Genomic DNA, 21,231 nt, shown 5'->3' on the forward strand with positions numbered 1-21,231 from the left:
GTCTCGAAAGGGAGTCTTGATGATGCCACAGCGTTGGCTCGGCATCAGCCGGGAGCCTGGCGCTAGTTGCCGCCACCGAGGGTCAGGCGCAGGGCCTGCAGGCCGTCGAGCTGGATGTTGACCTCATCGCTGAACAGCGGATGCCCGTCGAGGCGGATATCCAGGGTGGCTTCGGCGCCGCGGTAGGCGATGGAGGTGGCGATCTCGGCCTCGCGGCTCACCGGCGCCAGGGGGCCGTATTCCACCCCGGTCACCTCCACGGCATCGAAGCCGCGCTCGGCGAACTCCGCCTCGATCCCCTGCTTGATGGCGATGCCGTAGTAGAAGTAGAGCCCGCCATAGGCGATACCGCCGAGCAGGACGAGATAGAAGACGAAGCGGCCCATGAACTGACTCCCTGGTGGCCTGAGGAGGATTCCGTAGCGTGCAGTGTACCCCAGCACCGGGCGACTGCGCAGGCGCTGGCCTACCGCCGTGGCTATGCCACAATGGCGCCCCGCATCGGCGGGGACGCGGCGAGCCTGGAGGAGAGAGCCCATGAACATCACCTACGATGCCCGCCGTCGCCTGGGGCGCTTGACCGAGCTGCTCGCCGAGTGGCAAGCGCTGTGGCAGCCGTTGCCGTTCCAGCATCCCCGGTTGCCCTGGCAGGTCGAGTCGCCCGCCATGGCCGAGGCGCTGCTGGCACTCACCGATGCCGAGGTGGCGCGGCTGCAGGATACCCCCTTCACCGACTCCCCCCTGGCCGAATGGCTGCCGGTCGCGGAGCTCGAGGCGCTGTCCAGTCTGCCACGGCTGCCGGGAGAGGAGCTGATGCTTGCGGAGCACTGGGCGGCCCACGTCGGCGGTCGCAAGTGGCACCAGATAGCGGCCTTCCTGCCCAGGGTGCAGCTGGCCGTGGGCGACAGGCCCCTGGAGTGGTGTGCCGGCAAGGGACACCTGGCCCGCACCCTGGCGCGCCGGAATGGGCTCGAGGTGCGGGGACTGGAGTGGGATGCCGCGCTCTGCGATAGCGGCGCGGCGCTTGCCGAGGCGCAGGGCGCTCCCCTGGAGCTGGTACACCAGGATGTGATGGCGCCGGGCGTCGAGCGCTGGCTGACGCCGACCACCCATGCCTGCGCGCTGCACGCCTGCGGCGACCTGCACCGCAGCCTGCTGGAACAGGCGGTGGCCGCCGGCAGTGCGCTGACCCTGGCCCCCTGCTGCTATCAGCGCACCGCCGATGCCTGGTACCGGCCACTCTCGCGTCTCGGCGCCGACGGCATGGCGCGCCATCGCCTGGCACTGTCCCGGGAGGATCTGGCCATGGCGGTGCAGGAGACCGTCACCGCACCCCGGCATGACCGGCGTCACCGCGAGCGGGCCGGTGCCTGGCGGCTGGGTTTCGATCGGCTGCAGCGCGCGGTACGTGGCCAGGATGACTACCTGCCGGTGCCCAGCCTGGCCTATGGCCGCATGCCCGGGAGCTTCGCCGACTTCTGTCACTGGGCCGCCGAGCAGAAGGGAATCGCGCTGCCCGACGGCATCGACTGGGTCGCCTGCGAGGCGGCGGGCTGGCGCCGCCGGGCCGAGGTGGCACGCCTGGAGCTGGTACGCCACCTGTTCCGGCGACCCCTGGAGGTGTGGCTGGCACTGGATCGCCTGGTCTTCCTCGAGGAGGCCGGCTACGTCGCGGAGCTCGGCACCTTCTGCGACCGCGAGCTGACCCCACGCAACCTGCTGATCCGGGCTCGCCGCCCCGCCTCCGCCTGAGGTGCCGGTTCGGCGGTCATGGCGCCACCGGCTGGTCGTCAGCAGCGGCGGGTGGCGCTGACGCCTCACCGGTGCGGGCCTGGCGGGCCGACAGCCACTCCGCGAAGTAGTCTTCCATGCGCGTCAGGGTGCGTGCATACCAGGTCTCGTCCTTGGTAATGGCACGCTCGGCATTCAGCGGGTGGGTGGGGATGTGCAGGCGCATGTCCACGCCGCTCTGCGGATGACTTCCCACCCGCACCGCCGACGAGGCGCGTGCCGGCCCGTAGGGAATCCGCCGGGCCAGGGCGACGAGGCGCTCGGTGGAGGTGGCGAAACGGATAAACTCCCGTGCTGTGTCCGGATTGTCGGCATGGCGGGGAATCACCCAGGTCTCGTGCTCCTGGACCTGTCCGTCCCAGAGGATCTCGATGGGTGCTCCCCGGGAGATCATCGCGTCGAAGAAGCGGCCGTTGTAGCCCGAGGCCATCACCACCTCGCCCTCGGTGAGCAGGCGCACCGGCGTCTCGCCGTCCTCCCACCAGTGGATCTCCTCCAACGCATCCAGGCGTTCCAGTGCGAGGCCCAGCCCCCGCGGTGTGCTGAGCAGCCGGTAGAGCTCCTCGTGGGGCACGCCAGTGGCGAGCAGCGCCCACTCCAGGTTGACGGCGGGAGTGCGCTGCAGGGCCCGGGGGCCCGGGAAGCGTCGCTGATCGAAGAGGTCGGCGATGCGCGTGGGTCGTCTCCCCGGGAAGGCGTCGGAGCGATAGGCCACCACCGTGGCAAACAGCGTATGGGTCAGTGCACAGTCGCCGATGGCTCCCGGCATGAAGTCCCGCTCGGCGGGGGTACCATCCGGGGCCGGGGCAGCAAGGTCCGGCGACAGCGTCTGCAGCAGCCCCTCGTCGCAGGCCGCCATGGCCTGGCTGCGGGTCATGTCGATCACATCCCAGGGTGCCGCTTCGTCGTCAACGGCACGGCGCAGTTCGGTGAGGCCGCCATCGTAGCGATGGACTTCGACGTGGATCCCGGTGTGTTCGGTAAACGGCTGGAACAGCGCCTCGCGCTGGGCCCGCTCGTAGGCGCCTCCCCAGCTGAGTATCCGCAGCGGCTCGTCGGCGGCCGCCGGCCCCAGGGCGGTCACGATCAGCAGCGCGGTGAGCAAGCGGCTAGCCATGGCCATGCTCCTCGCGGCGCAGGGCATCGCTCTGGTGGAGGTAGGCGTGGGCGATATGCACCTCGTAGACCACCCCCCGGAAGATGCCCTCGTCGACGACCGCCAGGGCCTCGCCGGTGACTTCCTCGAGCAGGGCCATCGCCGCCCACAGGGTGGTGTCGGAGCGCAGTGTCGGCCGTTCGGCGTCGATGCACTCCCGGGCCCGCCGGAGCGGGCCTGCTTCCTGGCGCGCTGCCTCCAGTTCGGCCAGGGCCACGCAGCCGTGGAAACGCTCCTGGGTATCCACCAGGTAGGACTCACCGTGGCGCTCCCGGGCCAGAGTGGCGATGGCCTCGTCCAGCGACACATCGGGGGAGAGGGTGACGCACTCCCGCGTCAGGTAGTCGATCACCCGGGTATCCATCAGCAGGGCCTGGCCGCGCCCCGAGGAGAGGTCCAGCCCGCGGTCGCGCAGCTGGATATCGAACAGCGAGCGTCCGAACAGCTGGGCGGCGATGGGGCTGGCCAGGGTCACGCTGGCCAGGGCCGCCGTGGTCAGGGCGTAGTTGCCGGTGAGTTCGAAGACGATCAGCAGGCTGGTCAATGGGGCGCCGATGACCGGGGCGGTGACGGCGACCATGCCACACACCGCATAGAAGACGAAGCTCTCCTGGGAGACGCCGGTAAGGCCGGCCACCAGGGTGCCACAGAGCGCGCCGAACAGGGTGCCGATCACCAGGGCGGGGCTGAATACGCCACCGCTGAAGCCCATGCCCAGACACAGGGCGGTGGCCGCCACCTTGAGGCCCAGCACCAGCAGCAGCTCGCCGCTGCCGAAGGCACCGGCGATGGTGGCGAAGCGTAGCGTTTCCTGCCCCATGCCCAGGATGTCGGGAACCCACAAGGCCACCATCCCCAGCAGTGCCCCGGCCAGGGCGGGATGCAGGTCGGGACGCAGCGGCAGGCGCCGGGCGAGGCGGCCGACGCCGAGGATAGCGTGCATGTAGCCTCCGGCGAGCAGGGCGCCAAGCCCGCCGATGGCAACGAAGAGCGCAAATTCCCAGGCCCGCGGCACGGCGGTCTCGGCGACATGGAACAGGGCGCCCTGGGCCAGCGCCTGGGTGGCGATCACATGGCCGACGAGGGCGGCGGCGGCGATGGGGGCGAAGGCGCGCAGCGCATAGTGGCGCAACACCACCTCATGGGCGAAGACGATGCCCGCGAGCGGGGCATTGAAGGCGGTGGCGATGGCCGCGGCCACGCCGCAGGCGATGGTGATGTTGTCGTCGGAGCGGCCCAGGCGCAGCAGCCGTGCGCCGAGCGAGCCCAGGGTGGCCCCCATGTGCACCAGCGGGCCGTACTGGCCTACCGAGGCACCCGCCCCCAGGGAGATCATCGCGGTCAGTGCCGAGACAGCCCCGGCCCTGGTCGGCAATCGGCCACGCCGGGTCTGGACGGCGGCGATGGCATCGGCGGGCGTATGGGGACGGCGTTCGGGCAGGCTGCGATGCAGGCGGCCGACGATCAGCCCGCCCAGGGTCGGCACCGCCACGGTGGTGAGGGTCAGCCACTCGGGCCAGGCAAACATCATGCGGCTGCGCGGCGAGATCAGCAGGACCTCGTTGAGCCACAACACGCCGCGCACGAAGCCGGCGGCGAAGAGTGCCGCGACGCCGCCGATAACGGCACCAAGCAGCACCAGCCCCAGGAAACGCAGCACCGGCAGGGGGCCGCTGCCGGTGGGCGCCGTTGTGGTCTCCATGACCAAGGTGTAGGTGCCAGGTCACCAGACGTCCACTCGCGGCGGGAGGGGAAGGCCGCCCCGGCTTGGCCGGCCTGCGCTTGAGGGGCGCTCAGGCCGCGGCGAAGCGGCGCTGCAGCCAGGCATTAATGTCGTCGGATTCGTAGAGCCACTCGACCTCGCCGTCGGCGTGGGCGATGCGCAGGCAGGGGACCTTGACGCGTCCGCCGCCCTCGGCGAGTTCGCGGCGATGATCCGGGTCGAGCTGGGCGTCACGCGTCTCGATGGGCAGGCCCAGGCGGGCGATCTCCTTGCGGACCTTCACGCAGAAGGGGCAGGTGCGGAACTGGTAGAGGGCGAGGCTTTCGCAGGCGCGGTCGACCTCGGCCTGGGCCTGGGCGGAGCGCTCCACGGCCTTGGGAGTCGAGAGTTTCTCGGAGATCAGCACGACCGGGGCGAGCAGCAGGCGCAGGCCGCGGAAGAAGAGGCGGATCAGTGGTCGCATGGCGTCTAGGCATCCTCGGTGGTTCGCAGGGGGCGGCCATGATGCCACGCCCTTGGGGAAGCAGCCACCGGGGAGCAGGCTTGCCAGCGCTTGCGCTGATGGCGACACCGCTCAAGACCTTTCCGGCGAAATCACGGCACCTCGGCCGGAAAGCGCGCGAGTATCTCGCGTGGTTCGCCGTCGCGCATGATCTCCATCGGCAGGAGGGTGCCGGGTGCCTGGCGCCTTACCAGGGCGATCAGTTCGCCGGGGGAGCCCAGCGGCTTGCCGGCGGCGGCACTGATGATGTCATCCTCGTGCAGGCCGCTCGCTTGCGCCACGCTGTCGGCCTCGACCCGGGCCACCCGCACACCCGCCGGGTCCGGCACGATCATCACCCCCAGGCGCATGGGGCTCGCCGGCTCGTGGAGCGTTTCGTCGCCCAGGCCGAACAGGGCGTCGGCGATCGCCGCGGGGGGCGGGCACTCCTGGTCTGGCGACCAGGCCAGCAGCGTGCGCTGCGCCGTGATACCCAGGGCATCGAGCTGGTGGGGAACGCCGTGGCCGTGGGTGATGTGCCCCTCGCCCATCAGTCCGACCACCAGCGGTGCGTCCTCGCTGGCATCGGCCAGCCCCTCGGCCATGGCGCGGTCCCACACCAGCTGGGCATCGATGAAGCGCTCGAGCCCGCCGGGCTCCCCGGATTCGCTGGGGTGGCTGGAGTAGACCTCGGTGAGGGCGCCGAGGTAGTCCGGCGAGGGCGGCACCGGTGGTGTCAGCTGGTGGCGTTCCGCCGCCGGCACCGCCTCCCAGCCCTCGTCGGCCAGCCGCCGGCGCAGTTCCGGGGTGACGTTCAGGGCCACCAGCGGAATGCGGTTCATGCGCGCGAAGTGCAGGATCGGCAGGTAGAGGTCGGGGTCATAGCCCCAGGCGTCGTGCCAGCCACTGGATTCCAGGAAGGCCGCCTCGTCCAGTTCGCCGGCCACCCAGGCATCCAGCGCCGACTGGGCTTCGCGCGGCAGCATCTCCAGGCCGATGACCAACTGCGGGCGGTGGGCATGCAGCGCCGCCAGGGTGTGCAGCTGCCAGCGGTGGTGGGCCAGTCGTTCGTGCTGTTCGCCCAGCAGGACCACCCGCTGCGTGGCGAGCTCCTGCAGCAGGACGTCGGCGGCGACCGGCTGGCTGTCGCGCTGCCACTCACCCGGCATTGGGCAGTCGGCGGTGGCCGGTAGCGGCGCCAAGGCGATCAGCAGACCGAGCAGCGTGGATAACCGGGTCAGGGGGAGCGGCATCGGGACTCCATCGGCGGAAGGCAACCCGGATACTTTATCCCAGTCGCCACGTAGCCGCGATCCACGTTGTCGGACAGGCCGTTTGGCTAGACTGCAAGTAGCCAAGGCAGTCCCGCGCCGTAGATGGTGTCTGCTGCCCTGAAAGCGCAAGGCTATCGGGGAGATCGGCAAGCGGCCATTAGCAAAGTCCCTCCGGCACGGTACCCTAAGGGGATATCGAGCCCACCCGAGGAGTGCCCCTTGCCTAGTCCCCGTTTGCTGTCGATCCCGATCGCTGCTCTGTGCGCGCTGCTCTCCTGGGGCCAGGCCGTCGCCGGGGAGGTGCCGACGCTGCGCCTGGTCGCGACTACCGGCATGGTCGCCGATATCGTGCGCGAGGTGGGCGACGAGCGGGTCGAGGTGCAGGGCCTGATGGGTCCCGGTGTCGACCCGCACCTCTATCGCCAGACCCGCAGCGACGTGGTCGCCATGAGTCGCGCCGATGCGGTGTTCTGGAACGGCCTTAGCCTGGAGGTGCAGCTGGCCGAGCTGCTCGAGCGACTGGCCCGGCGGCGACCGGTGTTTGCCGTGGCCGAGGGAGTGCCCCGTGAGGCGCTGCTGGCCGACGAACAGTATCCCGACCAGCCCGACCCCCATGTGTGGATGGATCCGGGACGCTGGCGCCACGCGGTCATCGCCGTGCGCGATGCGCTGATCGAGCTGGACCCCGATGGCACCGATGACTACGAGGCCAGCGCCGAGGCCTATCTGGAGGAGCTCGAGGAGCTGGACGCCTATGCCCGCGAGGTCCTCGCCAGCATTCCCGAGACCTCCCGGGTGCTGGTCACCGCCCACGATGCCTTCGGCTACTTCGGCGACGCCTACGGGCTGGAGGTGATGGGCATCCAGGGCTTCTCCACCGAGAGCGAGGCGGGGCTCTCGCGTATCGAGACCCTGGTCGACCTGCTGGTCGAGCGCGAGATCGGCGCCATCTTCGTCGAGACCTCGGTGTCGGAGCGCAGCATCCGGGCGCTGATCGAGGGCGCCGCCGCCGTGGGCCACGAGGTGCGCATCGGTGGAGAGCTGTTCTCCGACGCCATGGGCCCCGAGGGCAGCTACGAGGGCAGCTGGCTGGGCATGCTCGACCACAACGTCACCACCATCGCCCGGGCCCTGGACGGTGACGCCCCCCAGGCCGGCTGGCAGGCTCGCCTGGCCCTGGCCGACCCAGGCTCGGCCGAGGAGGAGTAACCCATGCCCGATTCCCGACTCGGCAAGGCGGTGATAGCCAGTCCCCTGGCGATCCAGGGGCTCACCGTCAGCTACGACCACCGCCCGGTGGTGCACTCGGTGGACTTCATCACGCCGCCGGGCAGCATGAGCGCCATCATCGGCCCCAACGGGGCCGGCAAGTCGACGCTGCTCAAGGCGGCGCTGGGCATCACCCGACGACTCTCCGGCGAGGTGCGGGTCTTCGGTCGTCCCCTCGAGCAGGAGACGCGCCATCTGGCCTTCGTGCCCCAGCGCTCCAGCGTCGACTGGGACTTCCCGGCACGGGTCATCGACGTGGTGGGCATGGGGCTCTACCGCGACCTGCGCTGGTGGCAGTTCGGTTCACGGCAGCTGCGCCGGCGAGCCATGGAGAGCCTGGCCCGGGTCGGCATGGAGGGCTTCGCCGAGCGCCAGATCGGGCAGCTCTCCGGAGGCCAGCAGCAGCGGGTGTTCCTTGCCCGGGCGCTGGTCCAGGAGGCCGACCTGACCATCCTCGACGAGCCCTTCGCCGGGGTCGATGCCGCCACCGAGGCGGCGATCATCGAGGTGCTCAAGTCGCTGCGCGACGAGGGCCGGACTCTGCTCTGCGTGCACCACGACCTGGCCACGGTGCGTGACTATTTCGATCATGTGCTGCTGATGAATGTGCGGCGCATCGCCGCCGGCCCCGTGGACGAGGCCTTCACCGAGGAGAACCTGCAGGCCACCTATGGCGGCCGGCTCAGCCCCGTGCAACTGGCGCGGCTCGTCGAGTCGCCGAGAGCGGGGCGCAGGGTAGAGGCGGGGCAACGATGATGGAGACCTGGTGGCGGGCACTGACCTTCACCCTGGGCTACAACACCAGCCTGGTGACCGTGGGTGCCATGCTCCTTGCCGCCGCCGCGGGCATGGTGGGCAGCTTCGTGCTGCTGCGCAAGCGTGCCCTGGTCAGCGATGCCATCAGCCACTCCACCCTGCCCGGGCTGGCGCTGGCCTTCCTGGTGATGGGCGTGTGGCAGGGGGATGGCCGGGTGCTGCCGGCGCTGCTGGCCGGCGCCGCGGCCAGTGCCGCCCTGGGGCTGTGGTTGGTGCAGCGCATCGGCGAGCGCACCCGGCTGGGCGAGGACGCCGCCATCGGCGCCGTGCTCTCGACCTTCTTCGCCTTCGGTGTGGTGCTGATCACCGTGATCCAGACACTCTCGGTGCGCGGCCAGTCGGGGCTGACCGGCTACCTGGTGGGCGCCACGGCCGGGATGCTCTACTCCGAGGCGTTGCTGATCGCCGCCTGTGCCGTGGGCCTGCTGCTGGCGCTGCTGGTGTGGCGCCGTGACCTGCTGCTGCTGTGCTTCGATGCGGACTTTGCCCGCACCCAGGGCTTCGATACCGGCAGGCTCGACCTGCTGCTCCTGCTGCTGCTGATGGCGGTGGTGGTGATCGGACTCAAGGTCACCGGGCTGATCCTGGTGGTGGCGCTGACCATCATCCCGCCGGTGGCGGCACGCTTCTGGACCGACCAGCCCATGCGCATGGTGGCGCTGGCGGCCCTGCTCGGTGCCCTGTCGGGCTATCTCGGTGTCTCGCTGTCCAGCGTGCGCGAGGGGCTGCCCACCGGGCCGCTGATCGTGCTCGCCGCCTTCACGCTGTTCCTGGTCTCCTTCCTGTTCTCGCCGCGTCGCGGTGTGCTGGCCTCGCTGCTCGCCTATCGCCGACTGCGCCAGCGGGTGCATCTGCGTCAGGGGCTGCTCGCCCTGGGGCGTGACGAACCGATTTTCGACGGCCTGACCCTCAAGCTGCTGCAGCGGCGCGGCCATGTGCGCCGCGACGGGGTCGCCACCCCGGCGGGCCTGGCGGCGGCGCGTGACGCCGAGCATGAGGAGCGCCTCTGGGCGCTCTATCGCCGGCGCTACCCCGACGACGCCCTGCACCGCGAGCACGCCGGCCTGACGCCCATCGGCCAGGTGCTCTCGGCGGATGCCATCATGGCCCTGGAGGCGGAGTTGCCGCCCGCGGAGACGGCACGATGAACGAGTTCATGATGTTCAGCCTGGTGCCGCTGACGGTCGCGATCATCATCTCGATGACCTGTGCGCTGCTTGGCAACTTCCTGGTCCTGCGCCGCCAGAGCCTGATCGGTGATGCCATCAGCCATGTGGCACTGCCCGGCATCGTGGTGAGCTTCCTGATAACCGGCACCCTGGCCTCGCTGGCGATGATGCTGGGCGCCGGAGTGGCCGCCCTGGTGACGGTGGTGCTGATCGAGCTGATCCGTCGCCTGGGCCGAGTGGAGGGCAGCGCCGCCATGGGTGTGGTGTTTACCAGCCTGTTCGCCCTGGGCGTACTGTTGCTGGAGTGGCACGGCGCCGGTGGGGTGCACCTGGATGTCGAACACGCCCTCTACGGCAACCTGGAGAGCCTGATCTGGTTCGAGGGGAGTGGCCTCGGTGCGCTGTTCGATCCGGTGGCGCTGGCCGACCTTCCGCCCCAGCTGGGGCGGGCCGCCTGGGTAGGGCTGGTGGTGGTGACCTTCGTGGTGGTGATGCGCCGCCCGTTGGTGCTGGCCAGCTTCGATCCCGATTTCGCCGCCAGCATGCGCGCCCGCCCGGCGCTGGTCGACCTGTTGCTGGTTACCCTGGTGGCGGTGGCGGCCATCGCCGCCTTCGAGGCGGTGGGGTCGATCATTGTCATTGCCATGTTCGTCTGCCCGGCCGCCGCGGCGCGGCTGATGACCAACCGCCTCGGCGCCCAGATCGCCTGGAGCCAGGGCTTCGCGGTGGCGGCGGCGGTGGTCGGCTACCTGCTGGCAGGCGAGGCACCGCGCTGGCTGGGCTTCGAGGCCTCGCTCAGCGCCGCCGGCATGATCGCCACCGTCGCCGGACTGATCCTGCTCGCCGCCTGCCTGTTCGGCCCCTGCCGCGCGCGTACCGGTTCGGCACAGCGCGCCTGACCCTGCCACGCATTCGGGGGAAGCGTCAGCCGGCGTCCTCCTCGCTGCCGGCCGGACGGCGCGCCATCACGGTGATCTCGACGTGGGCGCCGCCGTAGAGACGGGGTCACGGTATTGTCGAGTCTATTGCCACAAGGATCTGTTGATGAGTCAACCCGATACGGCCAAGCGAGTGCGGCCCGCCGCCACCCTGGCGCTGGTACGCGACGGGGCGCCGGGTCTCGAGGTACTGCTGCTGCAGCGCACCTGGCAGGCGGCCTTCTTGCCCGGCTACTTCGTCTTCCCCGGCGGGGCCGTGGACCCCCTGGACCCGGACGTGCGTGCCTTCACCTCCGGCCGCGGGGATGACGCGATCAGCCAGACCCTGAGCCTTGACGAGGGCGGGGCCGACTACATGATCGCGGCACTGCGCGAGTGTCTCGAGGAGGCGGGTCTGCTGCTGGCCGTGGACGCCCAGGGGCGCCTCCCGGCGGGGGACCATCCGGTGCTGGGCGAGGGGCGCGAGGCACTGCGTCGGGAGCAGACGAGCTTTCGCGCATTGTGCGAGCGCCATGGCCTCGGCCTGCCGCTGGACCGGCTGGCCTACCTGGGCCACTGGGTCACGCCCCCTGGCGCGCCGCGGCGCTTCGACACGCGCTTCTTCGTGGCGCTGGCGCCGCCGGACCAGAAGGCGGCACACGACGGCAGCGAGACTATCGACCACGCCTGGCTGACCCCCGCCGAGGCCCTGGCCGCACATCGCCAGGGTCGCATGTCGCTGGGGTATCCCACCCTGCGTACCCTGCGGTTGATCGGTGACTTTCCCACCGCCGAGGCGCTGTTGCGTTACGCCCACGCCAACCCGCCGACGGCGAGTCCCAGCCGTCCCTGGCCGGCTCACAGGGGCGGTGCTGCCTGACAGGTGGAGCCGGATGCCCCGGCCTATGCGGAGGTGCGGCGTCTGGATCCGCACCGCCAGGGCACGGCCAGCGCCGAGCTGGTGCCCGGCAGGGCGGTGGAGCTGGCGCCGGGGGTGACCCGGGTGACCGCACCCAATCCAGGCGCGATGACCGGACCCGGCACCAACAGCTATCTGCTGGGCAACGGTGATGAGTCTCTGGTGATCGACCCGGGCCCCGCGGATCCGGCCCATCTGGAGCGGCTGCTGGCGTTGGCCGATGGACGCATCTCCCGTGTGCTGGTGACCCACACCCATATCGACCACTCGCCGGGGGCGGCCTGGTTCAAGGCGCGCACCGGTGCCCGGCTGGTGGGCCTGCCGCCGCCTCCCGGGGCGAGCCAGGACGCCGGCTTCGTGCCCGACTACCGGCCGGCCCACGGCGAGCGCCTCGATACACCCGTCGGCCCGCTGAAGGTACTGCATACGCCGGGTCACGCCTCCAACCACCTCTGCTACCTGCTGGAGTCCGCGCGGCTACTGTTCGCCGGCGACCAGGTGATGCAGGGCTCCACGGTGGTGATCAACCCGCCGGACGGCGACATGGCCGCCTATCTGGCCGCCCTGCAGGCCCTGGGGGAGGAGCCCTTCGATACCATCGCCCCGGGCCACGGCTTCCTGATCGGTGAGGCCTACGCCGCCATCGACTTCCTGGTCACCCATCGCCTGGCTCGGGAGCACAAGGTGCGCCTGGCGCTGGCGCGTCACGGTCCTGCCAGCCTGGAGACGCTGACACAGCATGCCTACGATGATGTGCCCGAGGCACGCCGGGCACTGGCCGCACGTTCGGCGCTGGCGCATCTGCTCAAGCTGGAGGTGGAGGGGAGGGCGCTGCAGCGTGACGCCCTCTGGGAGGTCGCGGAGGAGTGACGTCGTTGGCTGGCCTGCGCCGGTGCTGTGATGGCGGTGCAGTGGGGGCAGAGGGCCAGGGTGGACGTCGCGGCGGCCATGGGGTGTACTGCCATGGGGCCCGATCCGGGATGATCGGGTGGCGGACGTCCTGGCTGGGAGTCATCGACATGACACGCTTTCTCACGTGGTGCCTGCTCCTCCTTCTGCTCATGGCCGGCTCCGCCGTGGCGCAGTCCTCCGAGGGAGAGGAGAGCCGCTGGTTCACTCTCGATGCACTCAACAGCGGGCTTGGCGAGCCACCCGAAGCGGCGCGGCGCCAGACCCCGCGCGAGTCACTGCGCAGCTTCCTCGGCCTGACCCGGGAGGGCGAGTTCGCGGCGGCGGCCCATCTGCTCAACCTCTCCGAATTGCCGCCCGAGGAGCAGGCGTCGCGGGGCGGGGAGCTGGCGCGTCAGCTCGCCTCGGTGCTGCAGCGGGGCGACTGGCTCGAGCCCTCGGACCTTCCCGGCCGACGCGATGCCATGGTCGAGGATCCTTCCGGCCAGCACCCCCTGGCGGGGCAGCCGCGGCGCAACCTGCGCCTCACCTCGCTGGACGCCGAGGGCGAGACCCACGACATCCGTATCGCCCGCTATCGGGTCGGCGAGGACGACCCGGTATGGCTGATCACCCCCGACACCCTGGCCTTCGTCCCCGTGCTCTACGCGACCTACGGCCCCTCCTGGCTCGAGCAGCGCATTCCCGAGCGCTTCCAGCGCAAGCTGGGCATGTTGCAGCTGTGGGAGTGGCTGGCCATCCCACTCTTCCTGCTGCTGGTGGGCCTGCTGGGCTGGGCGGTGCATCGGGTCACCGCGGCCCTCGCCGCCAGGCTGCCGGCGGGTGGCCTGGCGAAGCGCTTCGTTGCCCAGGTACCGATGCCGATCGCCTTTATTGCCATGTCGCTGCTGGCCCAGTTGCTGCTGGATGGTGTGGTCTCCTTCTCGGGAGTCGCCACGGCCACCTTCCGGGTCCTGCTGATCGTGATCATGGCCTGGGGCATGGGGCTGGCCGCGCTGCGTCTCGTCGACACCTTCCTGCTGCAGATGACCCATCGCCTGGTCGGTGAGATCGACGACACCCGCCACCGCGATGAGCGGCGCCTGCTCACCTCGCTCTATGCGCTGCGTCGCGGCATCATCCTGGTCACCGTCGCCGCGGTGACGGTCTACATCCTTGCGCAGATCAACCTGTTCGGCACCCTGGGGCTGTCGCTGCTGGCCTCGGCCAGCGTGCTGACGGTACTGGTGGGCATCGCCGGCCAGGCGGTGCTGGGCAATATCCTCTCCTCCTTCCAGGTATCGCTGGCCAAGCCGATCCGCATGGGCGACCTGGTCGTCTTCGAGGGGCAGTGGTGCTATGTGGAGGGGATCTTCTACACCTTCATCCGGCTGCGCAGCTGGGACGAGCGGCGGCTGATCGTGCCGATCAAGTACTTCGTCTCGCGGCCCTTCCAGAACCTCTCGGCCAAGGACGCGCGGCTCTATCGCCGGGTGACGCTGACCCTGCACCTCAGTGCCGACGTCGAGTGCCTGCGTCAGCGCTTCATCGAGCTGGCCAGGGAGGAGGAGGATGTGATCGAGCCCGAGAAGCTGGAGTGTCACGTGACGGCCCAGCATGAGGCGACCCTCGAGGTCTCCTGCTACCTGATGACTCGCGAGCCCATCGGTGGCTGGGTCGCCGAGAACAACCTTCGCGAGAAGCTGCTGGCCTTCGTCCGTGACGAGCATCCGGAGTGGTGGCCGCGGGAGGTGGTCGCGCTCGACCGCCACGACATCACCACCGGCAGTGGGCCGTCGTGAGGCTCTCGGCGGTCAGGCCCAGCGTTCGTCGGCGGTAAAGGCCACGGTGAACCAGCGGCGTTCGGGGGGCGGGCTGAGGCGTTCGGCGATCTGCTCGCGGATTTCGTCCATCACCGCCACCCCCTGTCCGCTGGCGAAGTCCGGGGCGGTGACGATATGGATCTCGATGAAGTGGCCGCGTCCCGCCTTGGCCACATGGCTGTAGTAGTGCAGCAGCCCCTCGCGGGCCATCACCGGGGCCATGGCGGTGTGGACCTCTTCGTCCAGCGCGCTCGGCGCGATCAGGAAGATCTCCTTTGCGGCCCGGCGCACGATGCCGATGGGCACCGGCATGAAGCCGGCCGTCAGCAGCATCAGCAGCACCGAGTCCACGTAGGGGGTGAGGTGCGCCCAGGCGGTCTGCTGCAGGGCCAGGGCGACCAGGAAGGCGACCAGCAGCGAGATGGTGATCAGCGCCGCCATCAGCCAGCCCTGCATGTCGATGCGCACGAACTCGGATTTCGCGGTGCGATTGATCCGCCGCTGGTAGGCGGTCATGGCGACGCAGACGATGGCCACCACCACCGCGTAGGCGATGGCCAGGTCGAAGGCGAGCTCGCGGCCGCCCTCGCGCAGGTCGAGCAGGGCGGTGAGGAAGGCATAGAAGCAGAGCAGCATCAGGATGCTGCCGTTCAGGGCTGCGACCAGCGGCTCCAGGTGCCAGTAGCCATGCTGGAAGCGTTCGCTGGCCTCGCGTACGGCGAGCCGTGCCACCAGCAGGGCCAGCCCCGACATCGCGGCATCGATGGTCGAGAAGACGCCATCGAAGAGGATCGACTGGGAGCCGGCCAGCAGGCCGATGGTTACCCCCAGGCTGGAGACCACCAGGGTCATCACGATGGAGAGCTTCAGCGCGCGCTGCTCGAGGGTGGCTTGCATGGATGAGGGCTCGTGGTTCAGTAAGCCTTCATACTAGCGAAGCGTTACCGAGGCGGGAATGGCGCGGCTCAACGCTGTAAGGCACCCTGGCTGCGTTGACGCTGCCCGGCCTGCGCCGCTGGCAGCGTCGGCGCCCCTCCACCAGACTGGAGCAGGACACCTTCGCCACCAGGCGGTGGCTCGCCGACAAGGAGGGATGCATGAATCAGCCGATCATCGCCGACAACAAGCCGCAGAAGGTCATGCTGGAGAAGGGCAAGGAGTACGCCTTCTGTCGCTGTGGCCGCTCCGGCGACCAGCCCTTCTGTGATGGCTCCCACCAGGGCACCGGCTTCACTCCGCTGATGTTTACCGCCGAGAAGAACGGTGAGGCGTTCCTGTGCCAGTGCAAGCAGACCGGTGACGCCCCCTACTGCGATGGTACCCACAAGAACTTCGATGCCGACCAGGTGGGCCAGGAGGCGCCGCAGGCCGAGGAGGAGGGTGGCGATCGGATGCCCGAGGCGAAGGCCTCCGCGGAGGAGCCCTCGGTGGAGTTCATCCATCGCCTGGCCCGGGAGGGGCTGGAGGGCGTGGGGCGCCACGGCCCCATCGACGCCATGGGTGTGCCGCGCCACAGCTTGCCGAGCTGGGACGACCTGCAGCTGATGGTGGCCCAGCTGGCGACACAGCCGCTGCTGGATGATGCCGAGGTGGCCACCCGGCTGGTGGTGGGCCCCGAGGCGAAAAAGCCGCTGACCCTCGAGATGCCGCTGCTGGTCTCCGACATGAGCTTCGGGGCGCTCTCCGAGGAGGCCAAGATCGCCCTGGCCCGGGGTGCCGAGCGTGCCGGTACCGGTATCTGCTCCGGTGAGGGCGGCATGCTGCCCGAAGAGCAGGCCGAGAACTCCCGCTATTTCTACGAACTGGCCAGCGCCCGGTTCGGCTTCGAGGAGAGCCTGCTCGAGAAGGTGCAGGCGTTCCACTTCAAGGGCGGCCAGGCGGCCAAGACCGGCGCCGGCGGCCACCTGCCGGGCAGCAAGGTGAGCGCCAGGATCGCCGAGGTGCGCGGCCTGGCCGAGGGTGAGCCCGCGGAGTCGCCGGCCACCTTCGAGGACCTGCACTCGGTGGATGGCTTCCGGCGCTTCGCGGACCGCGTGAGGGAGGTGACCGGCGGCATCCCCATCGGCTTCAAGCTCAGCGCCAACCATATCGAGCGCGATATCCAGTTCGCCCTGGATGCCGGCGCCGATTACCTGATCCTCGATGGCCGTGGCGGCGGCACCGGGGCGGCGCCGCTGATGTTTCGCGACCATATCAGCGTGCCCACCATCCCGGCCCTGGCCCGTGCCCGTCGCTACCTGGACGACGAGGGGGCGAGCGGGCGGGTGACCCTGATCGTCACCGGCGGCCTGCGCCTGCCCATCGACTTCGTCAAGGCCCTGGCGCTGGGCGCGGACGGGGTGGCCATCGCCAACAGTGCCATGCAGTCCATCGGCTGCGTGGCGGCGCGTATCTGCCACACCAACAACTGTCCGGCGGGGATCGCTACCCAGCGTGGCGACCTGCGCCAGCGCCTCGACGTCGAGAAATCCGCCGCCCAGCTCGAGCGCTTCCTGCGCGCCTCCGCGGGGCTGATGCAGGTGATGGCGAGGGCCTGTGGCCACGACAGCCTGGCGGGCCTCAACCCCAACGACCTGGCGACCTGGAAGCGTGAGATGGCCCTGCTCAGCGGCGTTCGTTACGCCGGCGTGATGGAGCCGGGGCTGTGAAGGCGCCGGCGGCGGATGCCGCAGTGGGGGCGCCCGGCGAGGACGCCGTCGAGAGTCGCATCCGGATCGCGCGCCTGGAGCCGGATTCGCCCCACCTGATGACCCTGGCGCGCTGGGAGCTGGCCCAATGGGGCCATCTCGACCCTGACAAGCGTCTGGACCAGGCGCTGGCCAGCTTCCGGGCCCAGTGCGGGGAGGGCGGGCTGCCCTCGGTGTTCGTCGCCATGGCTGGTGATGCCCCGGTGGGCATGGCCAGCCTGATCGATGACGACATGCAGGACCGCGCGGAGCTCAATCCCTGGCTGGCCTCGGTCTATGTGCGCCCGGAGTGGCGCGGGCAGGGCATCGCCTCGCGACTGGTCCGCCGTGTGGAGCAGGAGGCCAGGGAGCATGGCATCGCCACCCTGCACCTCTTCACCCCGGTCCGCCAGGCGCTCTATTGTCGCCTGGGCTGGCAGGCGTTCGAGGAGTGCGTTTACCGTGGTGAAGCGGTGACGATCATGCGGCGGGAGCTGGGCGAGTCGGCCTGAAGGTTCAGCGCAGGTAGTACTCCACCGTCGAGACCACGCGCACCGTCTTCACCGGCTGCTGCTCCTCGGGGATGCCCGCCGCCTGGTCGCGGGCGCGGATCTCGAACACCCCCTGGTTGGCTCGGCGCAGGTCGCCGACGTCGGCGCTGGCGTCCCTCGCGAACTGCTCGGCGGCCTCCCGGGCCGCCGCCGTGGCCTCGGCGATCATCTCCGGCTTGATCTCGTTGAGGCGGCTGAACAGGTAGAGCGGACCGCTGGGGCCGTAGTCGGAGGAGAGCACCACACCGGCATCGAGCAGCTCGCCCACCGCCTGGGCGGTGTCGCGGATGCCCTCGATATCGGTGCTGCGCACCGTCAGCGTCTGGTTGATGATGAAGGTCTGCTCCATGTCGCTGCTGCGGTAGGGATTGGCCGAGGTGTCGTTGACATTGAGTCGCTGCAGCTCCACCTGGTCGGCGGCAATGCCGTGGCGTTCGAGGAAGTCGAGGATCGCCTCGCGGCTGACGCTGGCCTCGTCACGGGCCTGCTGCAGGGTCGTGCCGGATGCCACGAAGTGCAGCGGCCACAGTGCGATATCGGCCTCCACCTCGCGCTCGGCCAACCCCTTGACCGTGACGTAGCGGTCGCCGGTACGCAGGTCGGTCAAGCCATCGGCGATCAGCGATGCCGCAACGACGGCAGCGATGGCGAGGATCAGGCTGGGTATGACCTTCATGACGACTCCTTGGCGGTGGCGCGCCGCAGCACTAAGGGAAGAAACATCGATTCCAACCCTTGGATCATACGCCTTTCCCAGGAAAACTAGACTTCACAAGGCCATACCCTGAACCCCGGAGGATCGACCATGCGACTCGAAGGCTCCTGCCACTGCGGTGCCGTGCGCTTCTCGGTGGACTCGCCGCATCCCTATCCCTACCAGCGCTGCTACTGCTCCATCTGCCGCAAGACCGCGGGAGGCGGCGGCTACGCCATCAACCTTGGTGGGCGCGCCGAGACCCTCGAGGTCCAGGGGGAGGAGAGCAAGGGCATCTACCGCGCCGTCATCGATGGCGAGCAGAGCCCCGGCGAGCGCCATTTCTGCCGCCACTGCGCCAGCGCCCTGTGGGTCCATGACCCACGCTGGCCGGAACTGGTGCACCCCTTCGCCTCCGCCATCGACAGCGACCTGCCGATCCCGCCCGAGCGGGTTCACCTGCTGCTGGACAGCAAGGCCGGCTGGGTCGAGGTCGAGGCGCGGGAGAACGACAAGTGCTTCGCCGAATACCCCGAGGAGAGCCTCGCCGAGTGGCACCGGCGGCTGGGGCTCGAGACACCATAACGAGCAGGCAAGAGAAAGGCGACACCCGTATGGATGCCGCCTTAGCGAGTGGCGCCGACCGCCGGGGGCGGGTCAGTCGGCGCGGGTGGCGGTCGTCGCCGTGGGAGCGATGATGCCCTGTTCCCGCGCCATGGCATAGGCGGCCCGGGGGCCGGCCCACAAGGAGGGCAGCAGCACCAGCGAGACGGGAATCGCGGTGATCACGATGAACTGCTGCAGCGCACCGATCTGCCCCGCGCCCATGTAGAGCAGGATGCCCGCCATCAGCGCCATGGCGATGCCCCAGAAGGCGCGTACCAGCGGGCTCGGTGCGTCATGACCGGCGCACACCACGGCGATGGCATAGCTCATGGAGTCGCCGGTGGTGGCCACGAAGATGCTGGTCAGCAGCAGGATGGCCAGGGCCATCAGGGACCCGCCCGGCAGCGCCTGGGCCACGGTGAGGGTCGCCACGTCGAACTGGAAGTTGTTCAGCGCCTCACTCAGGTCGATCGCCCCGGTCAGCTGGTAGTGGATGCCCGAGCCGCCCAGCAGGGTGAACCAGATCGCGGTGGCCACCGGCGCCATCACCGCCACGGCGAGGATCATCTCGCGGATGGTGCGGCCCCGCGAGATGCGTGCCACGAAGATCGCCATCAGCGGCGCGTAACCGATGAACCAGGCGAAGAAGAATACCGTCCACCACTGCATCCACCAGGCCGGGGCGGTCTCGGCGGTCATGGTGGCCATGGTGAAGAACGACGACAGGTACTCGCCGAAGCCCTGGCTGAAGGCGTTGACCAGGAACAGGGTGGGGCCGGCCACCAGGATCACCGCGGCGATGGCCAGCGCCAGGAAGACGTTGAAGCGCGACAGGATCTGGATGCCCTTGTGGATGCCGGTCATCGCCGAGGTGACGTAGACCCCCGCCAGCAGCACCAGGATGCCGAGCTGGGTGGCGTAGCCCTCGCTGACGCCGAACAGCTCGTGGAGGCCGAAGCTCACCTGGGTGGCGAGGAAACCGATGGGGCCGACGGTGCCCGCGACCACGGCAATCACGCAGCAGGCATCCACCACGCTGCCCAGCGCCCCCTTCATGACGCGCTCGCCCAGCACCGGGTAGAGCAGGGTGCGCGGCTGTAGCGGCTGGCCCTTCACGTAGTGGGCGTGGGCCAGCACGATGGCGGATAGCGAGCCCAGCACCGCCCAGGCCAGGAAGCCCCAGTGCATGAACGACTGGGCGAGGGCGCCTGCCACCGCCTCGGCGGTGCCCGCCTCGGTGTCGAAGGCCGGCGGGGTCACCACGAAGTGGTAGACCGGCTCGCCCGCGGCGAAGAAGACGCCGCCCCCGGCCAGCAGGGTGCACATGATCATCGACAGCCACTTGAAGGTGCCGATCTGGGGGCTCTCCAGGTTGCCGACCCGGGCACTGGCCGCCGGCGAGATGGACACGCCGATGGCGATCAGGAAGGTCAGCAGCAGCAGGAGCTGGAAGTAGGTGCCCAGGGTGGCCGCCGTCCAGGCGAAGCCGGCGCTGATGCTGTCGGCCACCAGGTCGATGTCGTAGAGCGACAGGCCGACGAAGGCGACGATGAAGCCGACCGTGAGCAGCAGCACGATGGGATCGCCGAGACGCGACAGCGCCGAGCCTTTGGAAGACTCAGAAGGGATTTTCGGAGGCATGGGGGTGCTCTAGTTGCGTGACTGTGGGCGCCGATGAGCCATGGCGCTGGCTAGAGCGATCGCATTCTAACAGCATTAGACTTAGGTCTAAACCTCTTGCGGGTGCATCGAGGTCGAAGGGGCTATCAGTGGGGTAGCACCAGCATCTGGAACGCCATCATGGCGGCGAAGTCCAGGGTGACGACGGTGGCCGCCGAGGCCCTCCGGCACATTGTGGAAGGCGATGGCGGTCGTAAGGCAGGATCGATGCCGGTCACAACTCAGCCAGCCACACCACCTCCAGCCGAAACGGCCCTGTCTGGCGGTCGACGATCATCAGCCCCACCTGGCGGATCCGCGAGGCATCCAGCGCCGGCACCTCCGGGAGTCGTCGCCCCCGGAACATCGCCTCGAAGGCGTGCCAGGGCAGCTCGACGCGCTGCCACTCGTCCCCCTTGGGCCGGAAGATCGCCCGGTAGGCCGCGCCCCGCGGCAGCTGGTCGGTGTAGAGGCGCAGCTGATATTCCCTGCCGTCGCCGCGCACGCGCAGCACGACGCCGGAGGCCTGGCCCAGGTCCATGGCCTCGGGGTCGCGGCGCACCGAGGCGAAGCCGCCATTGTTCTCGAGCGACGTCTCGCCAGCGAACACCCCGACGCCATCTTCCCCGTGCAGTCCGCCGCGGGAGACGCCACCCATCACGGCATCGTTGATGGCGCGCCAGCGGCTTGCCTCGCAGGCGTCCTGGAAGTCGACCAGGCGTGCTGTCATTGGGGCCTCCGGGGTCTGCTGTGCCAGGATTCCAGCATGCCTGCCTGGGCCCGCGATGTCTCCTCGGGGGCTGCGCGGTACCAATCCGCCACTTCACCA

General features: G+C 69.6%; 20 protein-coding genes. 11 read left to right on the forward strand and 9 right to left on the reverse strand.

The annotated features are described in order from the left end of the window. Positions 1-62: 62 nt before the first annotated feature. Positions 63-386: a hypothetical protein gene (locus GRB96_RS14775; protein WP_161432831.1), complete on the reverse strand. Its 324-nt coding sequence runs from the start codon at positions 384-386 to the stop codon at positions 63-65. Positions 387-537: 151 nt separating this feature from the next. Here GRB96_RS14775 and GRB96_RS14780 point away from each other — a divergent pair, with 151 nt between their 5' ends. Then, complete coding sequence (locus GRB96_RS14780; protein WP_161432832.1) at positions 538-1,752, forward strand: methyltransferase; 1,215 nt, start codon at positions 538-540, stop codon at positions 1,750-1,752. A 16-nt stretch (positions 1,753-1,768) separates the two neighbouring features. Here the strand turns inward: GRB96_RS14780 and GRB96_RS14785 are convergent, their stop codons facing one another. From GRB96_RS14785 to GRB96_RS14800, 4 genes are all read right to left on the reverse strand, one after another. Then, positions 1,769-2,908, reverse strand: coding sequence for an extracellular solute-binding protein (locus GRB96_RS14785; protein ID WP_240894183.1), 1,140 nt, complete (start codon positions 2,906-2,908; stop codon positions 1,769-1,771). After that, complete coding sequence (locus tag GRB96_RS14790; protein WP_161432834.1) at positions 2,901-4,649, reverse strand: chloride channel protein; 1,749 nt, start codon at positions 4,647-4,649, stop codon at positions 2,901-2,903. Before GRB96_RS14790 ends, GRB96_RS14785 begins: the two co-directional genes overlap by 8 nt. Before the next feature lie 91 nt (positions 4,650-4,740). Then, on the reverse strand, positions 4,741-5,133 hold the full coding sequence (locus GRB96_RS14795; protein ID WP_161432835.1) for a glutaredoxin family protein: 393 nt from the start codon (positions 5,131-5,133) through the stop codon (positions 4,741-4,743). A gap of 131 nt (positions 5,134-5,264) precedes the next feature. Then, a complete protein-coding gene (locus GRB96_RS14800; RefSeq protein WP_161432836.1) occupies positions 5,265-6,404 on the reverse strand; it encodes a ChaN family lipoprotein in 1,140 nt (379 codons plus the stop codon). Between the two features lie 240 nt (positions 6,405-6,644). On the opposite strand from GRB96_RS14800, the gene GRB96_RS14805 reads away from it, so the two are divergent. The 7 genes from GRB96_RS14805 to GRB96_RS14830 all read left to right on the forward strand — a co-directional run bounded on the left by GRB96_RS14805 (position 6,645) and on the right by GRB96_RS14830 (position 14,205). Next, entirely contained in the window at positions 6,645-7,634 is a 990-nt protein-coding gene (locus GRB96_RS14805; RefSeq protein WP_205743551.1) for a metal ABC transporter solute-binding protein, Zn/Mn family, read from the forward strand. Between the two features lie 3 nt (positions 7,635-7,637). Further along, positions 7,638-8,450 (forward strand): metal ABC transporter ATP-binding protein, encoded by an 813-nt coding sequence (locus GRB96_RS14810; protein WP_161432838.1) that lies wholly within the window; start codon positions 7,638-7,640, stop codon positions 8,448-8,450. Further along, positions 8,447-9,658 carry a metal ABC transporter permease gene (locus GRB96_RS14815; RefSeq protein ID WP_205743552.1) on the forward strand — a complete coding sequence of 404 codons (1,212 nt, stop codon included), beginning with the start codon at positions 8,447-8,449 and terminating at the stop codon, positions 9,656-9,658. The genes GRB96_RS14810 and GRB96_RS14815 overlap by 4 nt, the downstream gene beginning before the upstream one ends. Continuing rightward, entirely contained in the window at positions 9,655-10,578 is a 924-nt protein-coding gene (locus tag GRB96_RS14820) for a metal ABC transporter permease (protein ID WP_161432839.1), read from the forward strand. Before GRB96_RS14815 ends, GRB96_RS14820 begins: the two co-directional genes overlap by 4 nt. Before the next feature lie 145 nt (positions 10,579-10,723). Next, a complete protein-coding gene (locus tag GRB96_RS15595) occupies positions 10,724-11,476 on the forward strand; it encodes an NUDIX hydrolase (protein ID WP_205743553.1) in 753 nt (250 codons plus the stop codon). A gap of 3 nt (positions 11,477-11,479) precedes the next feature. Next, positions 11,480-12,385, forward strand: a complete 906-nt coding sequence (locus GRB96_RS15600) for an MBL fold metallo-hydrolase (protein WP_205743554.1) — start codon at positions 11,480-11,482, stop codon at positions 12,383-12,385. 149 nt (positions 12,386-12,534) lie between these two features. Then, the gene (locus GRB96_RS14830) at positions 12,535-14,205 is read left to right on the forward strand and encodes a mechanosensitive ion channel domain-containing protein (RefSeq protein ID WP_161432840.1); all 1,671 of its coding nucleotides are present in this window, start codon (positions 12,535-12,537) and stop codon (positions 14,203-14,205) included. Between the two features lie 12 nt (positions 14,206-14,217). Here GRB96_RS14830 and GRB96_RS14835 read toward each other — a convergent pair whose 3' ends face one another. Beyond that, the gene (locus GRB96_RS14835) at positions 14,218-15,123 is read right to left on the reverse strand and encodes a cation diffusion facilitator family transporter (protein ID WP_161432841.1); all 906 of its coding nucleotides are present in this window, start codon (positions 15,121-15,123) and stop codon (positions 14,218-14,220) included. Between the two features lie 200 nt (positions 15,124-15,323). Here GRB96_RS14835 and GRB96_RS14840 point away from each other — a divergent pair, with 200 nt between their 5' ends. Then, on the forward strand, positions 15,324-16,874 hold the full coding sequence (locus tag GRB96_RS14840; RefSeq protein WP_161432842.1) for a glutamate synthase-related protein: 1,551 nt from the start codon (positions 15,324-15,326) through the stop codon (positions 16,872-16,874). Next, positions 16,871-17,404, forward strand: coding sequence for a GNAT family N-acetyltransferase (locus tag GRB96_RS14845; RefSeq protein WP_338074047.1), 534 nt, complete (start codon positions 16,871-16,873; stop codon positions 17,402-17,404). The genes GRB96_RS14840 and GRB96_RS14845 overlap by 4 nt, the downstream gene beginning before the upstream one ends. A gap of 4 nt (positions 17,405-17,408) precedes the next feature. Here GRB96_RS14845 and GRB96_RS14850 read toward each other — a convergent pair whose 3' ends face one another. After that, a complete protein-coding gene (locus GRB96_RS14850; RefSeq protein ID WP_161432843.1) occupies positions 17,409-18,119 on the reverse strand; it encodes an SIMPL domain-containing protein in 711 nt (236 codons plus the stop codon). 129 nt (positions 18,120-18,248) lie between these two features. Here GRB96_RS14850 and GRB96_RS14855 point away from each other — a divergent pair, with 129 nt between their 5' ends. Next, the gene (locus GRB96_RS14855; protein ID WP_161432844.1) at positions 18,249-18,722 is read left to right on the forward strand and encodes a GFA family protein; all 474 of its coding nucleotides are present in this window, start codon (positions 18,249-18,251) and stop codon (positions 18,720-18,722) included. A gap of 72 nt (positions 18,723-18,794) precedes the next feature. Here the strand turns inward: GRB96_RS14855 and GRB96_RS14860 are convergent, their stop codons facing one another. Continuing rightward, the gene (locus GRB96_RS14860; RefSeq protein WP_161432845.1) at positions 18,795-20,384 is read right to left on the reverse strand and encodes a BCCT family transporter; all 1,590 of its coding nucleotides are present in this window, start codon (positions 20,382-20,384) and stop codon (positions 18,795-18,797) included. 253 nt (positions 20,385-20,637) lie between these two features. Further along, positions 20,638-21,132: a CIA30 family protein gene (locus GRB96_RS14865; protein ID WP_161432846.1), complete on the reverse strand. Its 495-nt coding sequence runs from the start codon at positions 21,130-21,132 to the stop codon at positions 20,638-20,640. Between the last annotated feature and the right edge of the window lie 99 nt (positions 21,133-21,231).

The sequence above is a fragment of the Halomonas alimentaria genome, assembly GCF_009902005.1.
Taxonomy (GTDB): domain Bacteria; phylum Pseudomonadota; class Gammaproteobacteria; order Pseudomonadales; family Halomonadaceae; genus Halomonas; species Halomonas alimentaria.

Excerpts from the sequence above, each read along its gene's own strand:
- GRB96_RS14855 (WP_161432844.1), top strand. The coding sequence starts at position 18,249 with ATGCGACTCGAAGGCTCCTGCCACTGCGGTGCCGTGCGCTTCTCGGTG.
- GRB96_RS14790 (WP_161432834.1), bottom strand. The coding sequence starts at position 4,649 with ATGGAGACCACAACGGCGCCCACCGGCAGCGGCCCCCTGCCGGTGCTG.
- GRB96_RS15595 (WP_205743553.1), top strand. The coding sequence starts at position 10,724 with ATGAGTCAACCCGATACGGCCAAGCGAGTGCGGCCCGCCGCCACCCTG.
- GRB96_RS14840 (WP_161432842.1), top strand. The coding sequence starts at position 15,324 with ATGAATCAGCCGATCATCGCCGACAACAAGCCGCAGAAGGTCATGCTG.
- GRB96_RS14815 (WP_205743552.1), top strand. The coding sequence starts at position 8,447 with ATGATGGAGACCTGGTGGCGGGCACTGACCTTCACCCTGGGCTACAAC.
- GRB96_RS14795 (WP_161432835.1), bottom strand. The coding sequence starts at position 5,133 with ATGCGACCACTGATCCGCCTCTTCTTCCGCGGCCTGCGCCTGCTGCTC.
- GRB96_RS14810 (WP_161432838.1), top strand. The coding sequence starts at position 7,638 with ATGCCCGATTCCCGACTCGGCAAGGCGGTGATAGCCAGTCCCCTGGCG.
- GRB96_RS14800 (WP_161432836.1), bottom strand. The coding sequence starts at position 6,404 with ATGCCGCTCCCCCTGACCCGGTTATCCACGCTGCTCGGTCTGCTGATC.
- GRB96_RS14785 (WP_240894183.1), bottom strand. The coding sequence starts at position 2,908 with ATGGCTAGCCGCTTGCTCACCGCGCTGCTGATCGTGACCGCCCTGGGG.
- GRB96_RS14835 (WP_161432841.1), bottom strand. The coding sequence starts at position 15,123 with ATGCAAGCCACCCTCGAGCAGCGCGCGCTGAAGCTCTCCATCGTGATG.
- GRB96_RS14830 (WP_161432840.1), top strand. The coding sequence starts at position 12,535 with ATGACACGCTTTCTCACGTGGTGCCTGCTCCTCCTTCTGCTCATGGCC.
- GRB96_RS14860 (WP_161432845.1), bottom strand. The coding sequence starts at position 20,384 with ATGCCTCCGAAAATCCCTTCTGAGTCTTCCAAAGGCTCGGCGCTGTCG.
- GRB96_RS14775 (WP_161432831.1), bottom strand. The coding sequence starts at position 386 with ATGGGCCGCTTCGTCTTCTATCTCGTCCTGCTCGGCGGTATCGCCTAT.
- GRB96_RS14850 (WP_161432843.1), bottom strand. The coding sequence starts at position 18,119 with ATGAAGGTCATACCCAGCCTGATCCTCGCCATCGCTGCCGTCGTTGCG.
- GRB96_RS14865 (WP_161432846.1), bottom strand. The coding sequence starts at position 21,132 with ATGACAGCACGCCTGGTCGACTTCCAGGACGCCTGCGAGGCAAGCCGC.
- GRB96_RS14780 (WP_161432832.1), top strand. The coding sequence starts at position 538 with ATGAACATCACCTACGATGCCCGCCGTCGCCTGGGGCGCTTGACCGAG.
- GRB96_RS14820 (WP_161432839.1), top strand. The coding sequence starts at position 9,655 with ATGAACGAGTTCATGATGTTCAGCCTGGTGCCGCTGACGGTCGCGATC.